This is a genomic window from Agrobacterium sp. 22-221-1, from assembly GCF_053522445.1.
Map to the genome: position 1 here is coordinate 17,196 of NZ_JBNWCL010000028.1, position 22,189 is coordinate 39,384.

Sequence of the window (22,189 nt, forward strand, 5' to 3'; positions counted from 1 at the left end):
TTACGAAGCCCGCTTCGTCGGCTGGAACCGTTCCCGCAAAAGCTTCAGCGCCGCATCGCCCGAAACCGGGGTGCCGAACAGGAAGCTCTGGCCGAAATGGCAATTCATGCGCGCCAGTTCGGCCGCATCCTCGGGCGTTTCGATGCCTTCCGCCACGACCTGCATGTCGAGCGCCCGCGCCATGGCGATGACGGAGCGCAGGAGCACGTTGCGCTTGTCGCTGGTATTGGCCACCAGCGCCTTGTCGAGCTTGATCGTGTCGAAGGGGAAGCGGGTGAGATAGGCGAGCGACGAATAGCCGGTGCCGAAATCGTCCATGGCGAGGCTCAAGCCCGTTTCCTTGAGCTTGGAAAGCACCAGCCGCGCCTGCTCCGGGTTCTCCATGACGACGGATTCCGTCAGTTCCAGCTTCAGCTGCTGCGGATTGCAACGGGTGCGGGTCAGCATGCCGCGCACGTCATTGTACAATTCATTGTTCAGCAGCTGCGCGCTGGAAATATTGACGGAAATGAAGATTGGCATCTTCTCGATGGCGTGCTGCCAGTCCATCAGATCGGTCGCCGCCCGTTCCAGCGCGAACATGCCGAGCGGCTCGATCAGGCCGGAGGCCTCCGCAATCGGAATGAATTCGCTCGGCGGAATATTGCCGCGCTTGGGGTGCTCCCACCGCATCAGCGCTTCGAAACCGGCTAGCTCGCCATCGTCGAGCTTGACGATTGGCTGGTAGGCCAGCGACAGCTCCTTGCGCTCGATGGCGCGGCGCAGGTCGCTTTCCATCTGCAGGCGGTCGGTGCCCGACGTGCGGAAGGCGGGGCGGAAGGGCTCGACGCGGTTGCCGCCGGCGCGCTTGGCGCGATACATGGCGAGTTCCGCATCGCTCAAGAGTCCGGCCGCACTTTCCTGCTGGTCGATCCACGAAACGAGTCCGATGGAAGCGGTGAGGATGATTTCGCGGTTGGCGAAATTGATCGGCACCATGATCGCCTTGTTTACCGCGTCGGCGAAATCGGCAATACGTTGCGGATCGCGCTCCGAAGTCAGGATCAGGCCGAACTCATCGCCGCCAAGACGCGCCAGCGTATCCTGCGGTTTCAACAGACGGCGCAGACGACGGGTTAGCGCGATGAGGATATTGTCACCGGCAGCAATGCCAAGCGTATCGTTGACCAGCTTGTAGCGGTCGATATCGATGGCCATCACGGTCGGGCGCACGCCGTCGCTGTCGGAAGACAGGTTGAGGATCGACTGCAGGCGGTCGAGGAAAACCTGCCGGTTCGGAAGCCCGGTCAGATTGTCGTTCATCGCATCCTGAAGCAGCCGCTCGACGGAGTTCTTCTGCTCGGTAATATCGGTGATGGTGCCGACGCAGCGGATGATTTCGCCGTTGGAGCCGAGAACCGGACGGGCGCGGATTTGCAGCCAGTGGAAATGCCCGTCTTCGGCGCGAATGCGGAATTCGTGGTTGAGGCGGCCCTTGCGATGGTCGAGCAGCACGTCGAGCGTCGCCTTGAACCGGTCGCGATCGTCAGGGTGCAGGCGCGGCAGCCAGTTGCGTGCAGCGCCATGCATGGCGCCGGGTTCCAGCCCCAGCCGGTTGGAAATATCGGGCGTGGTGACGATGCGGTCGCGCGTCACATCCCAGTCCCAGACCGTATCGCCGCTGCCCGTCAGCGCCAGCGATTGCCGCTCGAGATCGGAGAAGAGACCCTGCTGATAGGCGCTGCCGGCGAAGGCGTGCTGAATGACGGTGAAGCCGATCAGCAGCACGATCAGCACCAGCCCGCCGCCGAGTGCGGGCTGTACGATGTCATTGTCCAATTGCCCGGTCACTGTCAGCCAGCTGCCGAACAGCCAGACGAGGATGAGCGCCCAGGAAGGCACGAGCAAAATCGCCCGATCGTAACGGTTGAAACCGAGATAGACGATAAGCGCGATGCCGGCCGTTGCGGTGAGCGCAAAGGACACGCGCGCGATGCCGGAGGCGACCGAGGGATCGTAGATCGCCACGCCGAACAGCAGCGCCAGACCCACCACCCAGGCAAAGGTCGCATAACCGAGATGCGCATGCCATCGGTTGAGATTGAGATAGGTGAACAGGAAGACCACGAAGCTGGAGGCGAGCGCCACTTCCGCGCCCGCCCTCCATATTCGCTGATCGCTTGAGGTGACGGTGATGAGCTTCTCGAGGAAGCCGAAATCCACGCATATATAGGCGAGCACCGCCCATGCGAGCGCGGCCGAGGCCGGCAGAACGGAGGTTCCCTTGACCACGAACAGGATGGTCAGAAGCACCGCGAGCAGGCCGGCAATGCCGAGCACGATGCCGCGATAGAGCGTAAACGCGTTGATCGTGTCCTTGTAGGCCTCGGGCTCCCACAGATAAAGCTGCGGCAGCTGCGGCGTGGAAAGCTCGGCGACGAAGGTGATGACGGAGCCGGGATTGAGGGTGATGCGGAACACGTCGGCATCCGGGCTCGGCTGCCGGTCAAGCGCAAAGCCTTCGCTCGGCGTAATCGCCATGATGCGCTGCGAGCCGAGATCGGGCCAGAACAGCTTTGAATTGACGAGGCGGAAATGCGGCGCGACGATCACCCGCTCCAGCTGCTCTTCGGAGACGTTGGCAAGTGCGAAAACCGCCCAGTCGCCCTGATGGTCGGTGGAGCTGGCGCGCACCTCGATACGGCGGCGAATGCCGTCGGGGCCGGGCGCGGTCGAGACCTGAAAGGCTTCGCCCTGGTTGGCATAGATATCGGTGGTGGCCGTCAGGTCGAGCGCCGTGTCGTCACGGGAAATCTTCACCGGCTCGAAGGCGTAGGAATAGGAAGAGAAAAGCAGGAAAAGCAGGAAAAACGGCGCAGCCAGCGCGATTGCCGCCAGACGTTTCGCAAGGCACGGCGCAGTGTGATTGTAGGTCATGTATCGTACTTCGTTCCGCCGGAGCTTTGCTTGTCGGCAAGAAGGGAAAACATCATATGATCCCGCCATTGGCCATTGATTTTCAGATATTCCCGCAGGAGGCCTTCCCGCTGGAACCCGGCATTTTCGAGAAGCCGGATGCTTTTGAAGTTTTCCGGAATACAGGCTGCCTCGATACGGTGCAACTGAAGTCCGTTAAAGATGTATGGTATTACCAATTTTAATGCGGCAGACATATGGCCTTGCGCGGCGTGCCGCTCGCCGATCCAGTATCCGATCATACAGCTTTGCGCCGCACCCCGGCGGATGTAACCGATGGTGATGCCGCCGACCAGCAGCGTCTCTTTCTCGAATAGCAGGAAGGAAACGGCGGTGCCGGAGGAAAATTCCTGGCCGTTGCGCACCACGCGCATGCGGAAAGCGCCTTCCGTCAGCTCGTCCGGCCGCCAGGTCGGCTCCCAGGGCTGAAGAAACTGCCGGCTTTCGGAGCGCAGCACATGCCATTGCTTGAAATCGCCGTAGCGCGGCAGTCTGAGAAGGTGATTGGCGCTGCGCAGTTCGGGCGTGTCGCTATGTCGGGAAAGAAAACGCAGCATTCACGATCCCTGTGCGGCAGACATCGCCATCCGCGAGCGGGATGGCGAAAAAGATGAGCGGTCTTTGCCTTTAAATCCCGCTCTCATATCGGTTTATCCGTTCGCCTTTATCCTTGCGGGCTGCTGCGCGGAAAGCGCCGCAGTGATGTCGGAAAGCGGCGGCAGATGTTCGAGCGGGCCAATTGCGGACAATGTCGGAACTGTATCGAAAAACAGCCGTCCCGCAAGATCGGTCAGGCGCGCGCGGGTGATGTCGCCAAGCCGCTCCATCATCTCCTCATTGGGGATGGGCCGGCCGTAAAGCATCATCTGCCGGGCCATCTGGCCGGCGCGGGCGGCCGGGCTTTCCTGGCCCATCAGCAATTGCGCGCGGATCTGCGCCCGGGCTCGGTCGATTTCTTCCTGATGGATGGTCTGCGAGGACTTGCGAAGTTCCTCCAGAATGACGGGCACCAGTTCCGGCAGATCGTTGCCGCCGGTGGCGGCATGCACGCCGAAGATGCCGGTATCGGAAAAGCCCCAGTGGAACGCATAGACCGAATAGCAGAGGCCACGATATTCGCGCACTTCCTGGAACAGGCGGGAGGACATGCCGCCGCCCAGGATATTGGCGAGAATCTGCGAACAATAGAAATCGCGCGCATGATAGGCCTTGCCCTCGAAGCCGAGGAGCACCTGCGCATCCATCAGGTCGCGGGTCTCGCGGATTTCCCCGCCGGTATAGATAGCCTTTTCGAGAACCGGTGTGGCGATGGGCAGCTGCGGCAGCGAGGCGAAACGTTCTTCCACCTGCTTCACGAAGCTCTCGTGATCGACAGCGCCTGCCGCCACGACGAAGATGCGGTCCGTCGTGTAGTTGCGGGCGAGATAATGCCTGATCTGGCCGGTGGTGAAGGATTGAACGGTGTCCGGCGTGCCGAGGATCGGGCGGCCGATGGTCTGGTCGCGATAGGCGACACCGGAGAAATTGTCGAAGATCACGTCGTCGGGCGTATCGGTCGCCGCGCCGATTTCCTGCAGGATGACGTTTTTCTCCCGCTCCAGCTCGTCTTCGTCGAACAGCGATTCCGTCAGGATGTCGGCAAGGATATCGACGGCGAGGGGGACGTGGTCTTTCAGGACGCGGGCGTAGTAGGAGGTCGTTTCCGTCGATGTCGCGGCGTTGACTTCGCCGCCGACATTTTCGATTTCTTCGGCGATCTGCCGGGCAGTGCGGCGCGCCGTGCCCTTGAACGCCATATGTTCGAGAAGATGGGCGATGCCGTGTTCGGCAGTCGTCTCGTTGCGGGAACCGGATTTGATCCACACCCCAAGAGCGACGCTTTCGAGATGCGGCATTTTTTCCGTCACAACGGTCAACCCGGACGAAAGCCGGGTCACATTTACTCTCATACTCAACGTCTTTCCGCGTCTCTATTTGCCGGCGCGTGCGTGTTTGCCGATGAAGGTTTCCACGGCTTTCAGCTCCGCATCCAGAATGTCGAAACGCTCCTCCCGGTTCATAATGTCAGCTAACCATACTGGAAGCGCAGGCTCGATTGCGCAAGCGGATTTTACAGCGGCCGGGAATTTAGCCGGGTGAGCGGTCGACAGAACGACCATCGGGCTTGACGCCTTTTCGTGCTTTTCCGCCACGAAAACGCCGGTCGCCGTATGCGGGTCGATCAGGTAGCCGGTTTTCTCAAGCGTGTCGCGGATGGTTGCCGCCACCTGCTTTTCGGTGGCGCGGCCGGCGCGGAAATCCTTCTTGATGAATTTCAGCGCGTGCGGCGGAATTTCAAAGGATCCCGACTGCTTGAGGCCGTCCATCGATGCCTTTACCGCAGCGGAATCGCGGCCATAGGCTTCGAACAACAGGCGCTCAAAGTTGGACGAGATCTGGATGTCCATGGAGGGCGAGGTGGTCGGCTTGACGCCGCGCATCTCGTAACGGCCGGTCTTCAGCGTGCGCGCCAGAATGTCGTTGTCATTGGTGGCGATGACGAGCTTGTCGATCGGCAGGCCCATCTTCTTGGCGACGTAACCGGCGAAGATATCGCCGAAATTGCCAGTCGGAACGGTGAAGGAAATCTTCCGGTCGGGACCGCCGAGCGAAAGCGACGCGGTGAAATAATAGACCACCTGCGCCATGATGCGCGCCCAGTTGATGGAGTTGACGCCGGAAAGCTTCACGCCGTCGCGGAACTTCACGTCGTTGAACATCTCCTTCACCAGCGTCTGGCAATCGTCGAAATTGCCGTTGATCGCCAGCGCATGCACGTTGGAAGCGGTCGAGGTCGTCATCTGGCGCTGCTGCACCGGAGAGACCTTGCCGTTCGGGAAAAGGATGAAGATATCGGTGCGCTCGCGCCCGGCAAAGGCGTCGATGGCCGCGCCGCCTGTATCGCCCGAGGTGGCGCCGACAATGGTGGCGCGCTCGCCGCGTTCGGAAAGCGTGTAGTCCATCAGGCGGGCGAGAAGCTGCATCGCCACGTCCTTGAAGGCAAGCGTGGTGCCGTGGAAAAGCTCGAGAACGAAGGTGTTCGGGCCGGTCTGCGTCAGCGGCACGACGGCAGGATGCCGGAAGGTCGCATAGGCGTCGTCGATCATCGCCTTGAACTTGTCTGCCGGAATCTCGCCGCCGGTGAAACGGTAGAGAACCTCGAAGGCAACATCCTGATAGGACTTGCCGCGCAGGTTGCGGATTTCTTTCTTCGACATGGAAGGCCATTTGCGCGGAACGTAAAGCCCGCCGTCACGGCCAAGGCCCGCCAGAAGCGCGTCGCAAAAACCAAGCGAAGGGGCCGCACCCCTGGTCGATACATATTCCACGAGATAGTCCCTTATCCGTTACCGATGCGATCGGTGTCTTTGTCCGCAGCGTCTCACCGGAATGAGGCGATTGGCGAGCTAATGAAGGGCTTTTCTGAAAATTCAAGCAAAACCGAACATGCCAATCGATTTTTTCCGGCGTCGCTGCTATAGACCATCGCCAACCTGGGTGAAAGGTCAATAAACAGCGTCTCCGGTTCTGTTCCGGGACAAGGGAGAGGATTTAGAAGAGTGTCAGGGAATTTCTTGCGTTTGTCCGCCGCGATGTCGCTTCTCGTCGTTGTTGCAGGATGCAATTCCTCCAACCCGTCGGACTCGCTTGCCGTCAACCCGCCGGCGGCGCAGGCCGCACCGACGGCTGCCGTGGTTCAGGCCAATTGCCCGGCCGTGACGGTTCTCGATGCCAACGCCGTTCATCGCGTCTATGCCGGCGGCGCCAAGGACGATCCGCAGAAACTCGCCTATCAGGTCTCGCTGTCCGATACGACGCGTTCGTGCACCGCCAATGAATCGACGCTCACCGTGAACGTGCTGGCCCAGGGCCGCCTCGTTCCCGGCCCGATGGCCAAGCCCGGCCGCGTGACCGTGCCGATCCGCGTGACGGTGAAGGACGGCGACGGCGAGATCTACGGCGAAACCACCGCCTTCGCCGTCGATGTTCCGGCAGGCGGGGCCGGCACGCAGTTCATCTTCAACAACGACCACGTCGCCATCCCCAACGGACCGGGCGGCGCACCGAAGTCTGTCAGCGTCTTCATCGGCTTCGCGGAGCAGGGCGCAAAGGCCAAGACCAAGCGCCGGTGATTTGACGGGCGAAATGTCAAAAAACCGGAGGCTGCTTTTGCGGGCTCCGGTTTCTTTTTGAATGGCAACGGATTTAAATACCAGCTGCCTTTCGCAAGGCCTCGTTGATGCGGCTCTGCCATCCTTTGCCACCTTCGCGAAAACGCTCCACCACGTCTTCATCGAGGCGCAATGTTACCTGTTTCTTCGGCTTATCCACCGGCGGGCGTCCACGCGTCTTTCTGTATTCATCAATTGCTTCGAAGAAAGCAGGAGGCAAAACGTCTCGGGCGGGGCGTGCATTTGCCAGTTCCTGATCCGTCATTTCCGGGAAATCGACGGCGTCCCAGTCCGCTTCGGTATAGCCGCGTCCGGGTTTGAATTCCTTTAGTTTTGCAACTTTGGCCATGGCAATCTCCTTCTTTCCCTGGAACTCGCCCGTCGGAAGCTGATGATGGATATTGCTTCTGTCCCGACAGTCGCAAAAACAACGGCCATAGTCCCGTCCCGGAAATATCCGATCGCTTTGAAGCGCGAACTTCTCGGTTCGGTCAGGCTTTTCTCGATGATGGCGCTCTCCCAATCAAACCCATCGATATCTTCAAAATCGAAGCCGTGCTTCTCGATATTGGCGAGCCGCTTGTGCTCATCCCATATGATTTTCATGAATTAATGTAGCTACATTTATTAAAATATCAATGCTGCCACTCAGATCACGAAAGAAGCCCCTTCACAACTTAAAAAGCGCCTTCCCACTCCGCCATCGCTGCAATCACGGCCGGCAGGTCCTGCATGCGCGAGATCACCGTTTCGGCGCCCGCATCCGTCAACCGGTCGGCGTGGCTCGGATAGGTGTGGGATGCGCCGGTAAAGCCGATGACGCGCATGCCGGCGGCTCTCGCGCCATGAATACCGTGCACGGAATCCTCGACCACGACCACGCGATCGGGGGAAACGCCGAATTGCGCCGCGCCATGCAGGAAGATGTCGGGCTTCGGCTTCACGCGGTCGGCGCCGAGATCCTTGGCGGAATAGATATGCGGCGCGAAATAGGGCTTCAGGCCCACTTTCGTCAGCATCATGTCGAGCCGGTGGCTCGATGAGTTCGAGCAGATGCAACGCGGCGTGGTCAGGCGCGACAGGGCGAATTTGACGCCCTCGATGATCTTCACGTCGCGTTCCAGCCGCATGTCCAGTAGCTTTTCCGATTTGTCGAGCAGCGACGCGGAGAGCGGAATGCTGGCTTCGTTTTCCACCTGCAGAAGAATGTTCTTCCAGGTCATGCCGGCGAAGCGCTCGCCCATTTCCTCGACGGAGATCGGATAACCGGCCTCGGTCAAAAGGCGGGACTCCACCTGTGCGGCGATGATTTCGGAATCGACCAGAACGCCGTCACAGTCGAAAATAATGAGGTCGAAGCCGCTCATGGGCGCTCCCTGTATCGGATTTGCCGGGAAAAAGTGATGCGGGGGGCTTTTAGACCATGTCCACGCCAAGCTCAACTGGCTGACCCGCAAGGGTCGGTCCCATCAGGCTCATAGCTTGCCGGTTGGGTAGGAAACTGTGCGGCTTCGAATATTCGGCTTTGCGCATTTGCCGCGTGCAAAAAGCACTACACACAGTCGCGCCAGATGCGTTATGGGATGTTATGCCAAAGCCAGTGAAAACCACGCCTGAAGACACCATTGCCGCACGCATCAGCCGCACGCTCGCTGACCGCATCGTTCGCGGAGAGCTGTCGCCGGGCGAACGGTTGCGGCAGGATCACATCGCTGCCGAATTCGGCGCGTCGCATGTGCCGGTGCGCGAGGCATTCCGCCGGCTGGAAGCGCAGGGGCTTGCCGCCAGCATTCCGCGCCGGGGTGTCCGGGTGGCGGATTTCGGCCTTGACGATGTGCGCGAAGTGGCGGAAATGCGCGCCGCCCTTGAGGTCCTGGCGCTGCGCCACGCCATTCCCAACATGACACCCGCCATTCTCGACCAGGCGGAGGCGGCGACGCTCGAAGGCGACAGCGCCGTCGATGTGCAGCATTGGGAGGAGGCCAACCGCCGCTTCCACCGCCTCATCACCGCGCCCTGCAACATGCCGCGCTTGATGGAGGCGATCGACGGGTTGCATGCGGCGAGCGCCCGCTTCCTGTTTTCCGCCTGGCGCGCCGGCTGGGAGCGCCGCACCGATACCGATCACCGCGCGATCATCGATGCGCTGCGCGGCGGCCGCGCCGAAGAGGCGGTGCGTATCCTCGACGGGCATGTGCAATGGATCGGCCGCAAGGCGATCCGCACCTCGTCCGGCTCGGTGCGCGACGCCTTCGCCATCGTTGGATAGGGCGGGCCCGTGACCGTCCGCCTCCGGCCCCACCATCTTCTCTGTATGCTCACCTATGTGGGCAAGGGATATACGTCCGGCTTCGTCGAAAATTACGACCGTGTCGCTGCCCGCCTGAATGCCGGTGAGGAGGATATCGAGCTGGTGGATGGCCCGGACGATATTTGCGAGGGCCTGTTGTGTGAAAGCCATGCCCACTGCTTCAACGAAGGCGTGGTGCAGCGGGATGAGACGGCCCGCCTTTCGGTGTCAGGGGTTTTGGGCGAGACACTAATCGCCGGCAAGAGGCTGCAGGCGACGCCCGACTTTCTTGCGAAGATGCGTCTGGCTTTCGCCGCAGGCGAGATCAGGCCGGCCTGTCGAGGCTGTCAGTGGATAAGACTGTGCGACCGTATCGCGGCGTCAGGCTTCGCAGGTGTGAAAATCGGCGAAGGTCCGGAGCCTCCGGCCGGGCGGCGGCCGAGGCCTACTCCGGCACATCCGTCTCGGTTCTCTCGGCGGCCTTGACCGTCGCCTTGATCTCTTTCGGCTCGCGGCCGGATTTCTTATCGTAGCTCACCTTCACCGAATATTCGCCGGGATGCAGGGTTTCCTGATGCTGCGTGCCGTAACGGCCGGAAATCTCCTTCTGCGTGCCCTGAAGATCTCTGGTGGTTTCAACGATATCGATCCGTTCCGCACCGGGCGCCTTGATGGCGAGAACGCCCGCATCGAGATCGAGGGTGATTTCGGTTCGTTTTCCGGCAGTCACGGTGAATGGTTGTTCCACCGTCACCTTGCCCAGACGCGCGCGCATGACGAAGTCGCCGGCGGGCATTTCCATGATCTTGCCGGTGCCGTAAATGCCGTTGATGGTCTCACGCGTGCCATCCAGCGTTTCCTTGGCCGACATCGCTTCGAAGCGGATATCGTCCGTTTCCACCGCCCTGCCGCCTTCCGCATAAACGGCCTTGGCGATCACCACGCCGCTTGGAATGACAAGCTCGTGGCTGATCTTCTCGCCCGCCTTGATGGCAAGCGTCTCCTCAGCCCGCGCCGGGCCGATGCTGCCGGTAAGGACGACGTCTCCCGCCGGCACGAAGACAGTATTCTGGCCATAGACGCTGTCCTTGAAATCGCCCTTGGTGATTTCCGTCTTCGCCTGCGTTTCCACATCGCCGCCGGCGCTGCGTTTCGGCACGACGGTCAATTCCGCCGCGTCGAAATTCACCTTCGGCCTCGCGACGCTTCCGTCCTTCACCTCGAACGACACTTCGCGGGTTACATTGCCCAGCGCCGCCACCCCGACATATTTGCCCGCCGGCAGTTTCGCCTCGAAGGTGGCGTCATAGGAACCGCCGGCATTGTCGTCGGTACGCCCGCCGGAGCGGTCTGCCTTGTAGAAATCCCACCGCACCCTGTCGCTATTGCCGAGCGAGGGGCCGCCATCGAACAGGACCGCATCGGTGACGACGTTATATTGCGGGGCCGGTTGCTGCGCCTGCGACGGCGCCGGCAGCGCCGTTGCGAAAAGTGCGGCGCAGACGACATTCATGGAAAAAGAAGCCATTTTCATCACGGACCCCATTGCGGATTACCCCCTGCCATAATGGCTCTTCCTGCCGCGCCGATATACGGGGACAGGAGAACCCGTTGTGCACAACGTTTTTGCCCGACTTCGGGTTCCCCCGCCGGCCGCCGCAAATCGCGCCTGCGGGCCGCGACAGCCATTTATTTCGCATTTTCCGTGACTTGTTCAGGCTTTGATAACCATCTTCGGTAACCATAAGCATCAGTAGAGAGTAAGCGTATGGAGCGAGTACCAATGGCAGCAGTTTTTCCGCTGGCCGATTTTCGGCGTGCCGGTTTTGATCGTGCGGGCGAGAGCGACGCCTGGAAAGACAGCATCATCAAAGGTGATTGTGTCGCTGCCTTGGATGCCCTTCCGAGCCAGTCGGTCGATGCGATCTTCGCCGATCCACCCTATAATCTCCAGCTTGGCGGCACGCTTCACCGGCCCGATCAGTCGCTGGTCGATGCCGTCGATGACGAGTGGGACCAGTTCGCCTCCTTCGAGGCCTATGACGCCTTCACCCGCGCCTGGCTGCTCGCCTGCCGCCGCGTCCTGAAGCCGAACGGCACCATCTGGGTCATCGGTTCCTACCACAATATCTTCCGCGTCGGCTCCATGCTCCAGAACCTCGATTTCTGGATCCTGAACGACATCGTCTGGCGCAAGACCAACCCCATGCCGAACTTCAAGGGTCGCCGGTTCCAGAACGCCCATGAGACGATGATCTGGGCCAGCCGCGATCCGAAAGCCAAGAACTACACCTTCAACTACGATGCGCTGAAGGCCTCCAACGACGATGTGCAGATGCGCTCCGACTGGCTGTTCCCGATCTGCAGCGGCAACGAGCGACTGAAGGGCGACGACGGCAAGAAGGTGCATCCGACCCAGAAGCCGGAAGCGCTGCTGGCGCGCATCATCATGGCCTCCACCAAGCCGGGCGATATCGTGCTCGACCCGTTCTTCGGTTCCGGCACCACGGGTGCGGTCGCAAAACGTCTCGGCCGCCACTTCGTCGGCATCGAGCGCGAACAGGATTACATCGATGCGGCATCCGCCCGCATCGCCGCCGTCGAGCCGCTCGGCAAGGCGGAACTGACCGTCATGACCGGCAAGAAGGCCGAACCGCGCGTTGCCTTCAACACGCTGGTGGAAAGCGGCCTCGTCCGCCCGGGCCAGGTGCTGACGGATGCACGACGCCGTTATAGCGCCATTATTCGTGCCGATGGTACGATTGCATCCGGCGGGACCGCCGGCTCCATTCACCGCCTCGGCGCGAAGGTGCAGGGTCTCGACGCATGCAACGGATGGACGTTCTGGCATTTCGAAGACGGCGACACGCTGAAGCCGATCGACGATCTGAGAGCGATCATCCGCAGTGAACTGGCAAAGGCCGAATAGTCAAAGCCCAAAAGGCTTAGGCGCAACGATCCACCGCCCGCCCTTGTCAGCCTATGTCTCCGTCCGGTTTAGTACCTTCAGTCCCGGAGGGAGAACGACCAACGCCCGGCACTTCGGTGTCGGGCGTTGGTATTTTCGAGTATCCTATTTTAGCAAGACAAGTTTCGCGCAAGAGATCGGCAATACTGTCTCAAATCAGAGCAGTGGTTGTGAAAATCCGGTTCGGAAAAATCACAAAAACATTGCGTCCGATGCCGCTTGCGGCAGGACTGGCGCAGGCCGGAGACCGCCATTTCCGCCTGCGCCAATTTCTTTTCCTGATCTTTTTTGACAAACTTTGCCAAATTCTGCACTCTTCCCTCAAAGGAGATGAATATGGCGACCATGAACATATCGCTGCCTGCACCCATGAAAGAATGGGTCGAGGCCCAGTCCAGGACAGGTCGTTACTCCAATGCGAGTGACTACGTGCGAGACCTGATCCGCAAGGATCAGGAACGAGGCGAAAAAATCGCGGCGATGCAGCGTTTTGTGGATGAGGGACTGCAGAGTGGCGTCGGGCATCGCTCGCAGGAGGCCCTGTTCGCCGAGGCTGAAGCCCGCTCCATGAAACGCAAAATCGGTTGATCATGGGCTTTCGCCTGTCTCTGCTCGCGGAAGAGGACGTCATTCGCATAGTCGAAGAAGGCATCGTCTTATTCGGGCTGGCGCAGGCGCAAAAATATCACCGGGAACTCTATGAGATATTTGAGCTGATATCTCGCAACCCACGAATGGCACGGGAGCGGCATGAGTTGTTACCGCCGCTGCGTATCTATCGGTTCAGGGCACATCTGGTTGTTTATGCCGTGGGAACGGACGATGACGTCCTGATCGTCCGCGTCCGCCACGCACATGAAGACTGGGCCAACGAGTCGTAGCCGCGCGTCCACGTCACCGTTTTGCCCGGCAGCCAGCTTACGTTTCCACCCCATAAGCCCGCAAATCCTGCCGCAGCTTTTCTGCGCTGGTGAAGTGCACGGCCTGCCAGCCTGCTTTCTTCGCGCCTTCGACATTCACAAGCGTATCGTCGATGAAGAGGCTGGCGGCCGGATTGAGGCCGAATTCCCTGGCGTGCAGATCGTAGATCGCCACATCGGGCTTCAACAGCTTCACATCGCCGGAAACGGTGACGCCGCGCGGCAAAGTGAGGAAGGGGAACATCTTCTGCGCCTCGCGAAACGTGTCGGAGGCGAAGTTGGTCAGCATCGTCACGTCGTAGCCGCTGTCGATCAGGGCAACCATGATTGCGACGCTGTCGTCATAGGAATGCGAGACCATCTCGTGCCAGAACTTGCGGAAGGCGCGGATATGCTCTTCCCGCTCCGGAAACTGCTCTACCAGCAACGCCTCGGCATCCTCCCAGCGGCGTCCGCGATCCTGTTCTAGGTTCCAGTCATGGGTGCAGACGTTTTCGAAGAACCATTTGCGCTCATCGGCATCGGGAATGAGACGGCTATAGGGAATATGCGGATCGTAATGGATCAGCACCTTGCCGATGTCGAATACGATATGCTCAATCTTGGTCATCGAAATTTCCTGCTTTCATCGAACATTAGCGCGTCTTTCAGACGCTCTAAATCTTTGAGTTGCGTATCGTTCCTATCGAAAATCAATTTCGATTTTCGGGCCGATACGCGGATGGAATAGCTTGGGCGATGACTTTTTTCATCACCGTTGGCAGCGCCTGTGCGTCAAGATTTGTAACCGGCTCCCACCATCCGTCATCCGGGCCGGTTTTAAGGCCGTCCGGCACCTGAGCGCGATAGACGGTGAGCCGCAGTTCGAAATGGGTGAAGACATGCACGATGATGCCCGCTGCCTGCCAGCCGGCGGCAAAGGGCGCATGGCTCGCCTCCGTGCCGCCGTCCATGCGGGCGGTCCATGCCGTTGTCGGCACCTCGGTCATGCCGCCGAGAAGCCCGCTTTCGATGCGCCGGCGAAGCAGGATTTCACCGCTCGCATTCACCGCCACGAAGGCGGCCCCAAGCCGCACCGGCTTTGCCTTCTTCGCCGCCTTGACCGGAAAACGCTCCGGCTCGTCATGCGCAAGCGCAAGACAGTGGCCGTTGAACGGACAGAGCGCGCAGGCCGGCCGTTTCGGCGTGCAGATCGTCGCGCCGAGGTCCATCATCGCCTGGGCGAAATCGCCGGGCCGGTCGGAAGGGGTAAGCTCGGCCACCTTCGCTTTCATGGCGGGCTTTGAGCCGGGCAGGGGAGCGTCTATGGAGAAGAGGCGGGAGATGACGCGCTCCACATTGCCGTCCATCACCGCCGCCTGCCGGTTGAACGCGATGGCCGCCACGGCGGCGGCGGTGTAGTCGCCGATGCCGGGCAATTCCTTCAGGCCCTCTTCGCTGTCCGGAAAGATGCCGCCATGCTCGCGCGCCACGGCTTCGGCGCATTTTTTAAGGTTGCGGGCGCGGGCATAATAACCGAGCCCTGCCCAGGCCGCCATGACATCCTCGACCGGCGCCGCAGCCAGATCGCTGACGCTTGGCCATGCCGCGAGAAACTTCAGGAAATAGGGTTTCACCGCCTGCACCGTCGTCTGCTGCAACATGACCTCCGACAGCCAGACGTGATAGGGATCGGCGCGTTTTCCCCGGGCCGCCATGGCGGGAGACGTGCGCCATGGCAGTTCGCGATGGTGCCGGTCGTACCATGCGAGAAGTTGTTCCGCCGTCGGATGTGATATGTGTTGCCGCGTATGTGTGTTCATCGCCGCTGAACATAGACACGGCACGGCAATCTGCAACAGCAGCCTGCGGCGGCGGCGTGGAAAACCGCATCCGGTGACGAACGCCCGACATCGAAACCTATGATCCGATTTTGGAGGAAGAGCCCCATGCTGAATCCGCTGCTGGATAATATACCCCAACCGCTGCTTTATGTTATCGGGGTTTTGTTGGCCCTGTGCCTGATTGGAAGCCTGTTGAACCATATTGGCCGTCTGTGTTTCGGGCGGCAGAACAGCGTGGCCTTTGTGGTCTCCCGCCTGATCGGCGAAGTCCGTGAACTGGAGAAGATGAGAGGCAAGCCCTCGCGCCGCTTTCGAATTATCGAATCCGGTTTCTGGGCGATTTTCTGCCATGGCCTGTGGATATACCTCTCCATCGTGCTCACCTGCATGTTGGTGATTGCCGTTATGTCGGATAAGCCGGGAATATCGCATCTGAAGTTTTTGGCTGGGGCCTATTTCCTCTTTGGATGTTTGGTGGCGGGAATGATACGCTTGGGCGCCTGCCGGGACTGGCGACGATTCCGCGCATTGTTGCGTGGAGAAGAAGATGACGATGGCGCGACCGCTTGAGGCCGCTTGGCCTCTGTCGAGGAGAGCATGAAGAAACCCGCAGATTCATTCCGCAAAGGCGTCGTGCAGATCGCCGAAGTCGCCAATGGCATCATGGACCCCGTGCTGTCCAAACGGGCGGGCATCAACACGGCGCTGCTCGGCTCCTGGGACGAGATCGCCGGCGAGGACTTCGCCGATTGCACCCGGCCGGAAAAGATCACCTGGCCGCGCCGCGACGAGGGGCCGGATCGCGGCGGTTATCAGCCGGGCGTGCTAACGATTGCCTGCGAAGGCGCGCGCGCCCTGTTTCTCACCCATGCGCAGGGCGAACTGATTGCCCGCATCAACGGCTTTTTCGGCTTTCCGGCGGTGCGCCAGATCAGGATCGTGCAGAAACCGGTGTCCCAAACCGTCAACCGCCGGCGCAAACCGCAACCCTTACGCGGCGATGCGGCAAAACGTCTCGATGACATGATGGACGGCATCGAGAGCGAGGCGCTGCGCAAGGCGGTGGAGAGGCTGGGCACGGCGGTATTGCAGAAAAAGCCGCGCGGCAGGACGATTTGATGTGACCGCGCCGTCCTTGACTGGTCACAATTCTTTGACAAGAAGAGTTCAAAACCCCGCTTGTGATGAACAGGCCGTCGCTATATCGGAATCAACGGACAATAGAGTCTATTACCAACAGGTGCTTTCATGCATTTTCCCGAACTGACCATTTCCCGTCGCAGCCTCCTCGGCGGCGTTGCTCTTGCCGCCGTTGCCACGGCCCTGCCGTTTGCCTTCACGCCCGGTATCGCCGAGGCGCAGGAATTGCCTGAATCCACCGGCGATGTGGATATGGCTGCGGTGATGAAGCCCGGCCCGCTGCCGGAAGCCGCGCTCGGCGATGCCAACGCACCCGTCAAGATCGTCGAATACATGTCGATGACCTGCCCGCACTGCGCCAACTTCCACAACAAGACCTTCGAAGAGATCAAGAAGAAATACATCGATACCGGCAAGGTCTATTTCGTGCTGCGCGAATTCCCGTTCGATCCGCGCGCCGCTGCCGCCTTCATGCTGGCGCGCTGCGCACCGGAAGGTCAGTATTTCCCCTTCGTTTCCATGCTGTTCAAGCAGCAGCAGAGCTGGGCCGTTGCGCAGGATGCGCGCGCCGCCCTGCTGCAAATGTCGAAAATGGCCGGTTTCTCACAGGAGTCTTTCGAGGCCTGCTTGACGAACCAGAAACTTCTGGATGATGTGAACGCAACGATGCAACGCGGTGCGACGGAATTCGGCGTCAACTCCACGCCGACTTTCATCATCAACGGCAAGAAATACGCAGGAGACATGTCGGTTGAAACCATGTCGGCTGTCATCGACAAGCTGCTCTGATCGCCGGACCCTTAAAGGAACGGGCGGCGGATATTTCCGCACGCCCGTTTTTTATTGCCCGTCTTCTTGCCGGGGCGTGACGGCATGAAGTTCAACAAGCTCCGCCTCGTCGGTTTCAAATCCTTCGTCGAACCTTCCGAATTCATCATCGAGCCGGGGTTGACCGGTGTCGTCGGGCCGAATGGCTGCGGCAAGTCCAATCTGGTCGAAGCGCTGCGCTGGGTGATGGGCGAAAACTCCTACAAGAACATGCGCGCCTCCGGCATGGATGACGTCATCTTCTCCGGTTCCGGCAATCGCCCGGCCCGCAACACCGCCGAAGTCGGCCTTTATCTCGACAATTCCGACCGCACCGCGCCCGCCGCCTTCAACGATGCCGATGAAATTCAGGTCACACGCCGCATCGAGCGCGAAAACGGCTCCGTCTACCGCATCAACGGCAAGGAAGCCCGCGCCAAGGATGTGCAGCTTCTGTTCGCCGACGCCTCCACCGGCGCCCGCTCGCCCTCCATGGTCGGGCAGGGCCGTATCGGCGAGCTCATCAATGCCAAGCCGCAGGCCCGCCGCCAGCTGCTGGAAGAGGCGGCCGGCATTTCCGGCCTGCATTCCCGCCGCCACGAAGCCGAGCTTCGCCTGCGCGCCGCCGAGACCAATCTGGAGCGGTTGGAAGATGTGACCGCCCAGCTGGAAAGCCAGATCGAAAGCCTGAAACGCCAGGCGCGGCAGGCCAACCGTTTCAAAATGCTGTCAGCCGATATCCGCGCCCGTGAGGCGACCCTGTTGCACATCCGCTGGGTCGAGGCGAAGGAAGCCGAGGGGGAGGCGGAAAGCGCGCTCAATCAGGCCACGAATATCGTCGCCGAAAAGGCTCAAGGCCAGATGGAGGCGGCCAAGCAGCAGGGCATCGCCAGCCTGAAACTGCCGGAGCTGCGCGAGGATGAGGCGAAAGTCGCCGCCGCCCTGCAACGCCTGCAGATCGCCCGCACCCAGCTGGATGACGAGGCCAACCGCCTGCTGCGTCGCCGCGACGAGCTGGCCCGCCGCCTGTCGCAGCTTGGCGAGGATATCGTCCGCGAGGAACGGCTGGTCTCCGATAATGCCCAGATACTCGCGCGGCTCGATGAGGAAGAGGCCGAACTTCTGGAAATCCTCTCCGATTCCGGCCGCCATGCGGAAGAGATGCGCGAAGCCTTCGAAGCCGCCGCTGTCAAGCTGGCGGAAAGCGAAGCCATCTTCACCGCGATTACCGCCGAACGAGCCGAGGCCGCCGCCGCCCTTCAGCAATTGGAGCGGGCGATCCGCGATCTTTCCGATCGCAAGCTGAGGTTGGAGCGGCAGTCGCAGGAGGCATCCGCCGAGATCGATGCCATCGACGAAAAACTCTCCGGCCTTCCCGACCCGTCCGAACGGCGCGAAGCGGTCGAGGCGGCGGAGATCGCGGTCGAGGATGCCCTGATCGTGGTGGAGGAAGCAGAAGCCGCCGTCGCTGAGGCCCGTTCCGCCGAAGCGCTGGCGCGCGCGCCGCTGGAAACGGCGCGGAACCGGCTGAACGCGCTGGATACGGAAGCACGCACCATCACCAAAATCCTTGCCTCCAGCGCCGCCGCCAATGGCAGTTTTACGCCGGTGGCGGAAGAAATGACCGTGGAGCGCGGTTTCGAGGCGGCATTGGGTGCCGCCCTCGGCGACGATCTCGAAAGCCCGCTCGATCCCGCCGCGCCCGCCTATTGGGCCGGTAATGGCGATGGCGCGGATGATCCCGCCTTGCCTCAGGGCGCGAAACCGCTTCTGGATTATGCGCAGGCGCCGGAAGCCCTGCGCCGCGCTTTGGCGCAGATCGGCGTCGTCGCAAACACTGCGGAAGCCCGGCGCCTGCTGCCGCATTTGAAGGCCGGACAGCGGCTGGTGACGCGCGAAGGCGCGCTGTTTCGTTGGGACGGTCACATAGCCAGCGCCGATGCGCCGGGTGCCGCAGCGCTTCGCCTGTCGCAGAAGAACCGCCTCGCTGAAATCGAGACAGAACTGGATGAGGCCCGCTCCATTCTGGACGAGGCCGAAGACCAGCTTGCCGCGAAAACCGAAGAAATCCGCAGCAGCGAATTGCGGCTCTCGGAAGTGCGCGACCGAAGCCGTCTTGCGACCCGCCATCTTGCCGAGGCGCGTGAGGCGCTGACCGCCGCCGAAAGGGCCTCGGGCGATCTGCTGCGCCGTCGCGATATCGTGTCTGAAGCACTGAACCAGATCGGCGCGCAGATCGACGAGATCGCCGTTCAGGAGGAGAACGCCCGCATCGAAATGGAAGACGCGCCCGATCTTTCCGTGCTAGATCTGCGGCTGCGCGAAAGCCAGCTTGAAGTCGCGACTGATCGCGGCCTTCTGGCGGAGGCCCGCGCCCGCCATGAGGGTGTGAGCCGCGAGGCGGAAAGCCGCCAGCGCAGAATTCAGGCGATAGGGCAGGAGCGCTCCACCTGGCAATCGCGCGCAGCGAGTGCGGCCGATCACATCGCCACGCTGCGCGAACGCGAGGAAGAGGCGCGCGAGGAAATCGCCGAGCTGGACATAGCGCCGGAAGAATTCGACGAGAAACGCCGTAATCTCCTCAATGAATTGCAGAAGACCGAAGACGCCCGCCGCGAGGCCGCCGACCGGCTGGCCGAGGCGGAAAACCTGCAGCGCGCCGCCGACCGTGTGGCGGCAACGGCCCTGTCCGAACTGGCCGAAGCCCGCGAAAAGCGCGGCCGTGCCGAAGAACGGCTGGTTTCCGCCCGCGAAAAGCGGCAGGAAACCGAACACCGCATCCGCGAAACACTGAATACCGAGCCGCATATGGCGTTCCGCCTGACCGGCCTCGGTCCGGACCAGCCGAAGCCGGATATTCGCGACGTCGAGCGCGATCTCGACCGGCTGAAGATCGAACGCGAGCGGCTGGGCGCGGTCAATCTGCGCGCCGAGGAAGAGCAGGCCGAGCTTTCCGCCAAGCTCGAAGCGCTGATCAAGGAACGCGACGACATCATCGATGCCGTGCGCAAGCTGCGCGCCGGCATCCAGAACCTCAACCGCGAAGGCCGCGAACGGCTGATCGCCGCTTTCGATGTGGTCAATTCGCAGTTCCAGCGGCTTTTCACCCATCTTTTCGGCGGCGGCACGGCGGAATTGCAGCTGATCGAATCCGACGATCCGCTGGAAGCGGGCCTGGAAATCCTCGCCCGCCCGCCGGGCAAGAAACCGCAGACCATGACGCTGCTTTCCGGTGGCGAACAGGCGCTGACGGCCATGGCGCTGATCTTCGCGGTCTTCCTCACCAATCCCGCGCCCATCTGCGTGCTGGACGAAGTGGATGCGCCGCTCGACGACCACAATGTCGAGCGTTACTGCAACCTGATGGACGAGATGGTGGCCTCCACCGAAACCCGCTTCGTCATCATCACCCACAATCCCATCACCATGGCGCGCATGAACCGCCTCTTCGGCGTCACCATGGCCGAACAGGGCGTGTCGCAGCTCGTCTCCGTGGATTTGCAGACCGCCGAGCAGCTGCGCGAAGCCGTCTGAGGCTTCTTTTCCCCTTCGCCTCCATTGCGAATTTATCTGGCGGTATCACCCATTCGGGTGAGCGACAATGCGCGGTGTTTTGCTATGTTTTCCGCAAGGGCCAAAGGGCTCATCACAGACCCCACCATCCGGTTTCCTGTACCGGATGGAATGCCTTGCGAGGCCGCTGCCGTGGCCTCGCAAGGCTTTCTTTTTCCGGGTTCATAGGGCGATGTGGGTGTATGGCTGGTAATCGTTTCCAGGGCGCAAACCTCCTCCGTCATGCTGGTCTTGAGCCGATATCCAGCCAGCCCAAGTCCTTGGGCTGAAAGGACTCTTGCCGTCGCGCGAGAGTCGCGTCGACTGGATTCCGGCTCAAGGCCGGAATGACGGAAGGAGAGGACACTACGAATCCCGGTAAACGCCGCGCCTGCCATAACCGTCAATCGTGCAGTGCGGAGCGCTACCGCCTGCTCACCCCGGCACCAGCCGCAACCGCGTGCCCCAGGGGTCTATCGCTTCCACGACGTTATTCTCCATCTCCACCAGCACATAACCGGCGGCCCGCAGCCGCGTTTTCTGCGCCTCGAGATCGGCGAGATTGCGAACGGTGAGAGAAAACCAGTCGAGGCCGGTTTCCATGGCGTTGCGTTCCTTCGCGCCACGGCTGTTCCATGTATTCACCGCCAGATGATGATGATACCCGCCGGAAGAAAGAAACGAGGCATCGGAGCGCGCATCCTGCGTCGGTTGCAGGCCGACGGCCGTTTCATAAAAGGCGCGGGCGGCGGCGATTTCGCCGACCCGCAGGTGAACATGCCCGATGCGCATTCCCGGCGGGGCAGCCTCGTAGTCGCTTCTTTTGGTATCGGTCAGCTTCACCAGATCGTCGACATCGAGCGGTTCGGTGCCCATTTTCACCACGCGGCCGCTCCACACCCATGTGTCCTTCGGCCGGTCGCTGTAAACCTCGATGCCGTTGCCCTCGGGATCGTTGAGATAGATCGCCTCGCTGACATTGTGATCGGCAAAACCGGTAAGCGGCACCTGCTTCAGCGCCGCATGCACCAGCCAGCGCGCCAGATCCTTGCGCGAGGGCATCAGATAGGCGATGTGGAACAGGCCGGCGGAGGTGGGGCTTTCGAAATCCGCCGCGGGCTTGTGCACAAGATCGAGCAGCGGCACGGTGCCGACGCCGAGCGTCACGCCTCTCGCCGTGCGCTCCACCTCGTTCATGCCCAGCACTGAACGGTAATACTCGATCATCTGGTCGAGATCGCGCACGCGCAGCGCGGCCTGGCCGATATGCATCGGCGTCGTCAGTGCGAAGGGAAGGGCGGAGGCGGCGCCCGCGACGGGCACTGCGCCTTCGGCTCTGAGCGCCCCGGCAAGCGCGCTGGCGGCACAGGAAATTCCGGCAAATTTAAGCGTATGGCGGCGGGTAAATTGCATGAATAATCTCTTTGTCGGCGATTTGAATGGCTTAGGCAACACTCCAGTTCAGCGCATTACACGAATGCGTCAATCATGCCGTTATTCGGCCTTTGCGGCAATTCTTGCGC

The 22,189-nt window shown here is 61.2% G+C and carries 21 protein-coding genes; 10 read left to right on the forward strand and 11 right to left on the reverse strand.

Annotation, left to right across the window (positions count from 1 at the left end):
- The 4 genes from ACQZ5N_RS25290 to thrC form a co-directional block, all read right to left on the reverse strand.
- Positions 1-2,916, reverse strand: coding sequence for an EAL domain-containing protein (locus ACQZ5N_RS25290; RefSeq protein ID WP_448734442.1), 2,916 nt, complete (start codon positions 2,914-2,916; stop codon positions 1-3).
- Complete coding sequence (locus ACQZ5N_RS25295; protein ID WP_003509108.1) at positions 2,913-3,512, reverse strand: GNAT family N-acetyltransferase; 600 nt, start codon at positions 3,510-3,512, stop codon at positions 2,913-2,915. Before ACQZ5N_RS25295 ends, ACQZ5N_RS25290 begins: the two co-directional genes overlap by 4 nt.
- A gap of 93 nt (positions 3,513-3,605) precedes the next feature.
- A complete protein-coding gene (locus ACQZ5N_RS25300; protein WP_003520499.1) occupies positions 3,606-4,904 on the reverse strand; it encodes a M16 family metallopeptidase in 1,299 nt (432 codons plus the stop codon).
- A gap of 21 nt (positions 4,905-4,925) precedes the next feature.
- Positions 4,926-6,323: a threonine synthase gene (thrC, locus tag ACQZ5N_RS25305; protein ID WP_003520498.1), complete on the reverse strand. Its 1,398-nt coding sequence runs from the start codon at positions 6,321-6,323 to the stop codon at positions 4,926-4,928.
- 264 nt (positions 6,324-6,587) lie between these two features.
- Between thrC and ACQZ5N_RS25310 the strand changes: the two genes are divergently transcribed.
- Positions 6,588-7,127 (forward strand): hypothetical protein, encoded by a 540-nt coding sequence (locus ACQZ5N_RS25310; RefSeq protein ID WP_035236805.1) that lies wholly within the window; start codon positions 6,588-6,590, stop codon positions 7,125-7,127.
- Between the two features lie 73 nt (positions 7,128-7,200).
- Here ACQZ5N_RS25310 and ACQZ5N_RS25315 read toward each other — a convergent pair whose 3' ends face one another.
- From ACQZ5N_RS25315 to ACQZ5N_RS25325, 3 genes are all read right to left on the reverse strand, one after another.
- Positions 7,201-7,515, reverse strand: coding sequence for a BrnA antitoxin family protein (locus ACQZ5N_RS25315; protein WP_059754107.1), 315 nt, complete (start codon positions 7,513-7,515; stop codon positions 7,201-7,203).
- Complete coding sequence (locus tag ACQZ5N_RS25320; RefSeq protein ID WP_448734443.1) at positions 7,494-7,772, reverse strand: BrnT family toxin; 279 nt, start codon at positions 7,770-7,772, stop codon at positions 7,494-7,496. The genes ACQZ5N_RS25315 and ACQZ5N_RS25320 overlap by 22 nt, the downstream gene beginning before the upstream one ends.
- Positions 7,773-7,843: 71 nt before the next feature.
- Positions 7,844-8,533 carry an HAD family hydrolase gene (locus tag ACQZ5N_RS25325; protein WP_448734444.1) on the reverse strand — a complete coding sequence of 230 codons (690 nt, stop codon included), beginning with the start codon at positions 8,531-8,533 and terminating at the stop codon, positions 7,844-7,846.
- Between the two features lie 221 nt (positions 8,534-8,754).
- On the opposite strand from ACQZ5N_RS25325, the gene ACQZ5N_RS25330 reads away from it, so the two are divergent.
- Together ACQZ5N_RS25330 and ACQZ5N_RS25335 are read left to right on the forward strand one after the other, a co-directional pair.
- Complete coding sequence (locus tag ACQZ5N_RS25330) at positions 8,755-9,435, forward strand: GntR family transcriptional regulator (protein ID WP_448734445.1); 681 nt, start codon at positions 8,755-8,757, stop codon at positions 9,433-9,435.
- 45 nt (positions 9,436-9,480) lie between these two features.
- Positions 9,481-9,942: a DUF1284 domain-containing protein gene (locus ACQZ5N_RS25335; protein WP_448734465.1), complete on the forward strand. Its 462-nt coding sequence runs from the start codon at positions 9,481-9,483 to the stop codon at positions 9,940-9,942.
- Here ACQZ5N_RS25335 and ACQZ5N_RS25340 read toward each other — a convergent pair.
- Positions 9,902-11,002, reverse strand: a complete 1,101-nt coding sequence (locus tag ACQZ5N_RS25340; protein ID WP_448734446.1) for a hypothetical protein — start codon at positions 11,000-11,002, stop codon at positions 9,902-9,904. The genes ACQZ5N_RS25335 and ACQZ5N_RS25340 overlap by 41 nt on opposite strands.
- Before the next feature lie 237 nt (positions 11,003-11,239).
- Here ACQZ5N_RS25340 and ACQZ5N_RS25345 point away from each other — a divergent pair, with 237 nt between their 5' ends.
- The 3 genes from ACQZ5N_RS25345 to ACQZ5N_RS25355 all read left to right on the forward strand — a co-directional run bounded on the left by ACQZ5N_RS25345 (position 11,240) and on the right by ACQZ5N_RS25355 (position 13,305).
- On the forward strand, positions 11,240-12,385 hold the full coding sequence (locus ACQZ5N_RS25345; protein ID WP_003520492.1) for a site-specific DNA-methyltransferase: 1,146 nt from the start codon (positions 11,240-11,242) through the stop codon (positions 12,383-12,385).
- Between the two features lie 375 nt (positions 12,386-12,760).
- Positions 12,761-13,012, forward strand: a complete 252-nt coding sequence (locus ACQZ5N_RS25350) for a type II toxin-antitoxin system ParD family antitoxin (protein WP_127756240.1) — start codon at positions 12,761-12,763, stop codon at positions 13,010-13,012.
- Positions 13,013-13,014: 2 nt separating this feature from the next.
- Positions 13,015-13,305: a type II toxin-antitoxin system RelE/ParE family toxin gene (locus tag ACQZ5N_RS25355; protein ID WP_448734447.1), complete on the forward strand. Its 291-nt coding sequence runs from the start codon at positions 13,015-13,017 to the stop codon at positions 13,303-13,305.
- A gap of 37 nt (positions 13,306-13,342) precedes the next feature.
- Here ACQZ5N_RS25355 and ACQZ5N_RS25360 read toward each other — a convergent pair whose 3' ends face one another.
- Positions 13,343-13,954: an HAD family hydrolase gene (locus ACQZ5N_RS25360; RefSeq protein ID WP_448734448.1), complete on the reverse strand. Its 612-nt coding sequence runs from the start codon at positions 13,952-13,954 to the stop codon at positions 13,343-13,345.
- Between the two features lie 82 nt (positions 13,955-14,036).
- The gene (gene mutY / locus ACQZ5N_RS25365) at positions 14,037-15,146 is read right to left on the reverse strand and encodes an A/G-specific adenine glycosylase (protein ID WP_448734449.1); all 1,110 of its coding nucleotides are present in this window, start codon (positions 15,144-15,146) and stop codon (positions 14,037-14,039) included.
- 126 nt (positions 15,147-15,272) lie between these two features.
- On the opposite strand from mutY, the gene ACQZ5N_RS25370 reads away from it, so the two are divergent.
- The 4 genes from ACQZ5N_RS25370 to ACQZ5N_RS25385 all read left to right on the forward strand — a co-directional run bounded on the left by ACQZ5N_RS25370 (position 15,273) and on the right by ACQZ5N_RS25385 (position 20,648).
- Positions 15,273-15,737, forward strand: a complete 465-nt coding sequence (locus ACQZ5N_RS25370; protein ID WP_196379542.1) for a hypothetical protein — start codon at positions 15,273-15,275, stop codon at positions 15,735-15,737.
- Between the two features lie 27 nt (positions 15,738-15,764).
- Positions 15,765-16,286, forward strand: a complete 522-nt coding sequence (locus tag ACQZ5N_RS25375) for a DUF721 domain-containing protein (protein WP_080817472.1) — start codon at positions 15,765-15,767, stop codon at positions 16,284-16,286.
- A 129-nt stretch (positions 16,287-16,415) separates the two neighbouring features.
- Positions 16,416-17,096: a DsbA family protein gene (locus ACQZ5N_RS25380; RefSeq protein WP_072494057.1), complete on the forward strand. Its 681-nt coding sequence runs from the start codon at positions 16,416-16,418 to the stop codon at positions 17,094-17,096.
- An 84-nt stretch (positions 17,097-17,180) separates the two neighbouring features.
- Positions 17,181-20,648, forward strand: coding sequence for an AAA family ATPase (locus tag ACQZ5N_RS25385; protein ID WP_448734450.1), 3,468 nt, complete (start codon positions 17,181-17,183; stop codon positions 20,646-20,648).
- Between the two features lie 453 nt (positions 20,649-21,101).
- Here the strand turns inward: ACQZ5N_RS25385 and ACQZ5N_RS25390 are convergent, their stop codons facing one another.
- A complete protein-coding gene (locus ACQZ5N_RS25390; RefSeq protein ID WP_448734451.1) occupies positions 21,102-22,079 on the reverse strand; it encodes a VOC family protein in 978 nt (325 codons plus the stop codon).
- Positions 22,080-22,189: the final 110 nt, after the last annotated feature.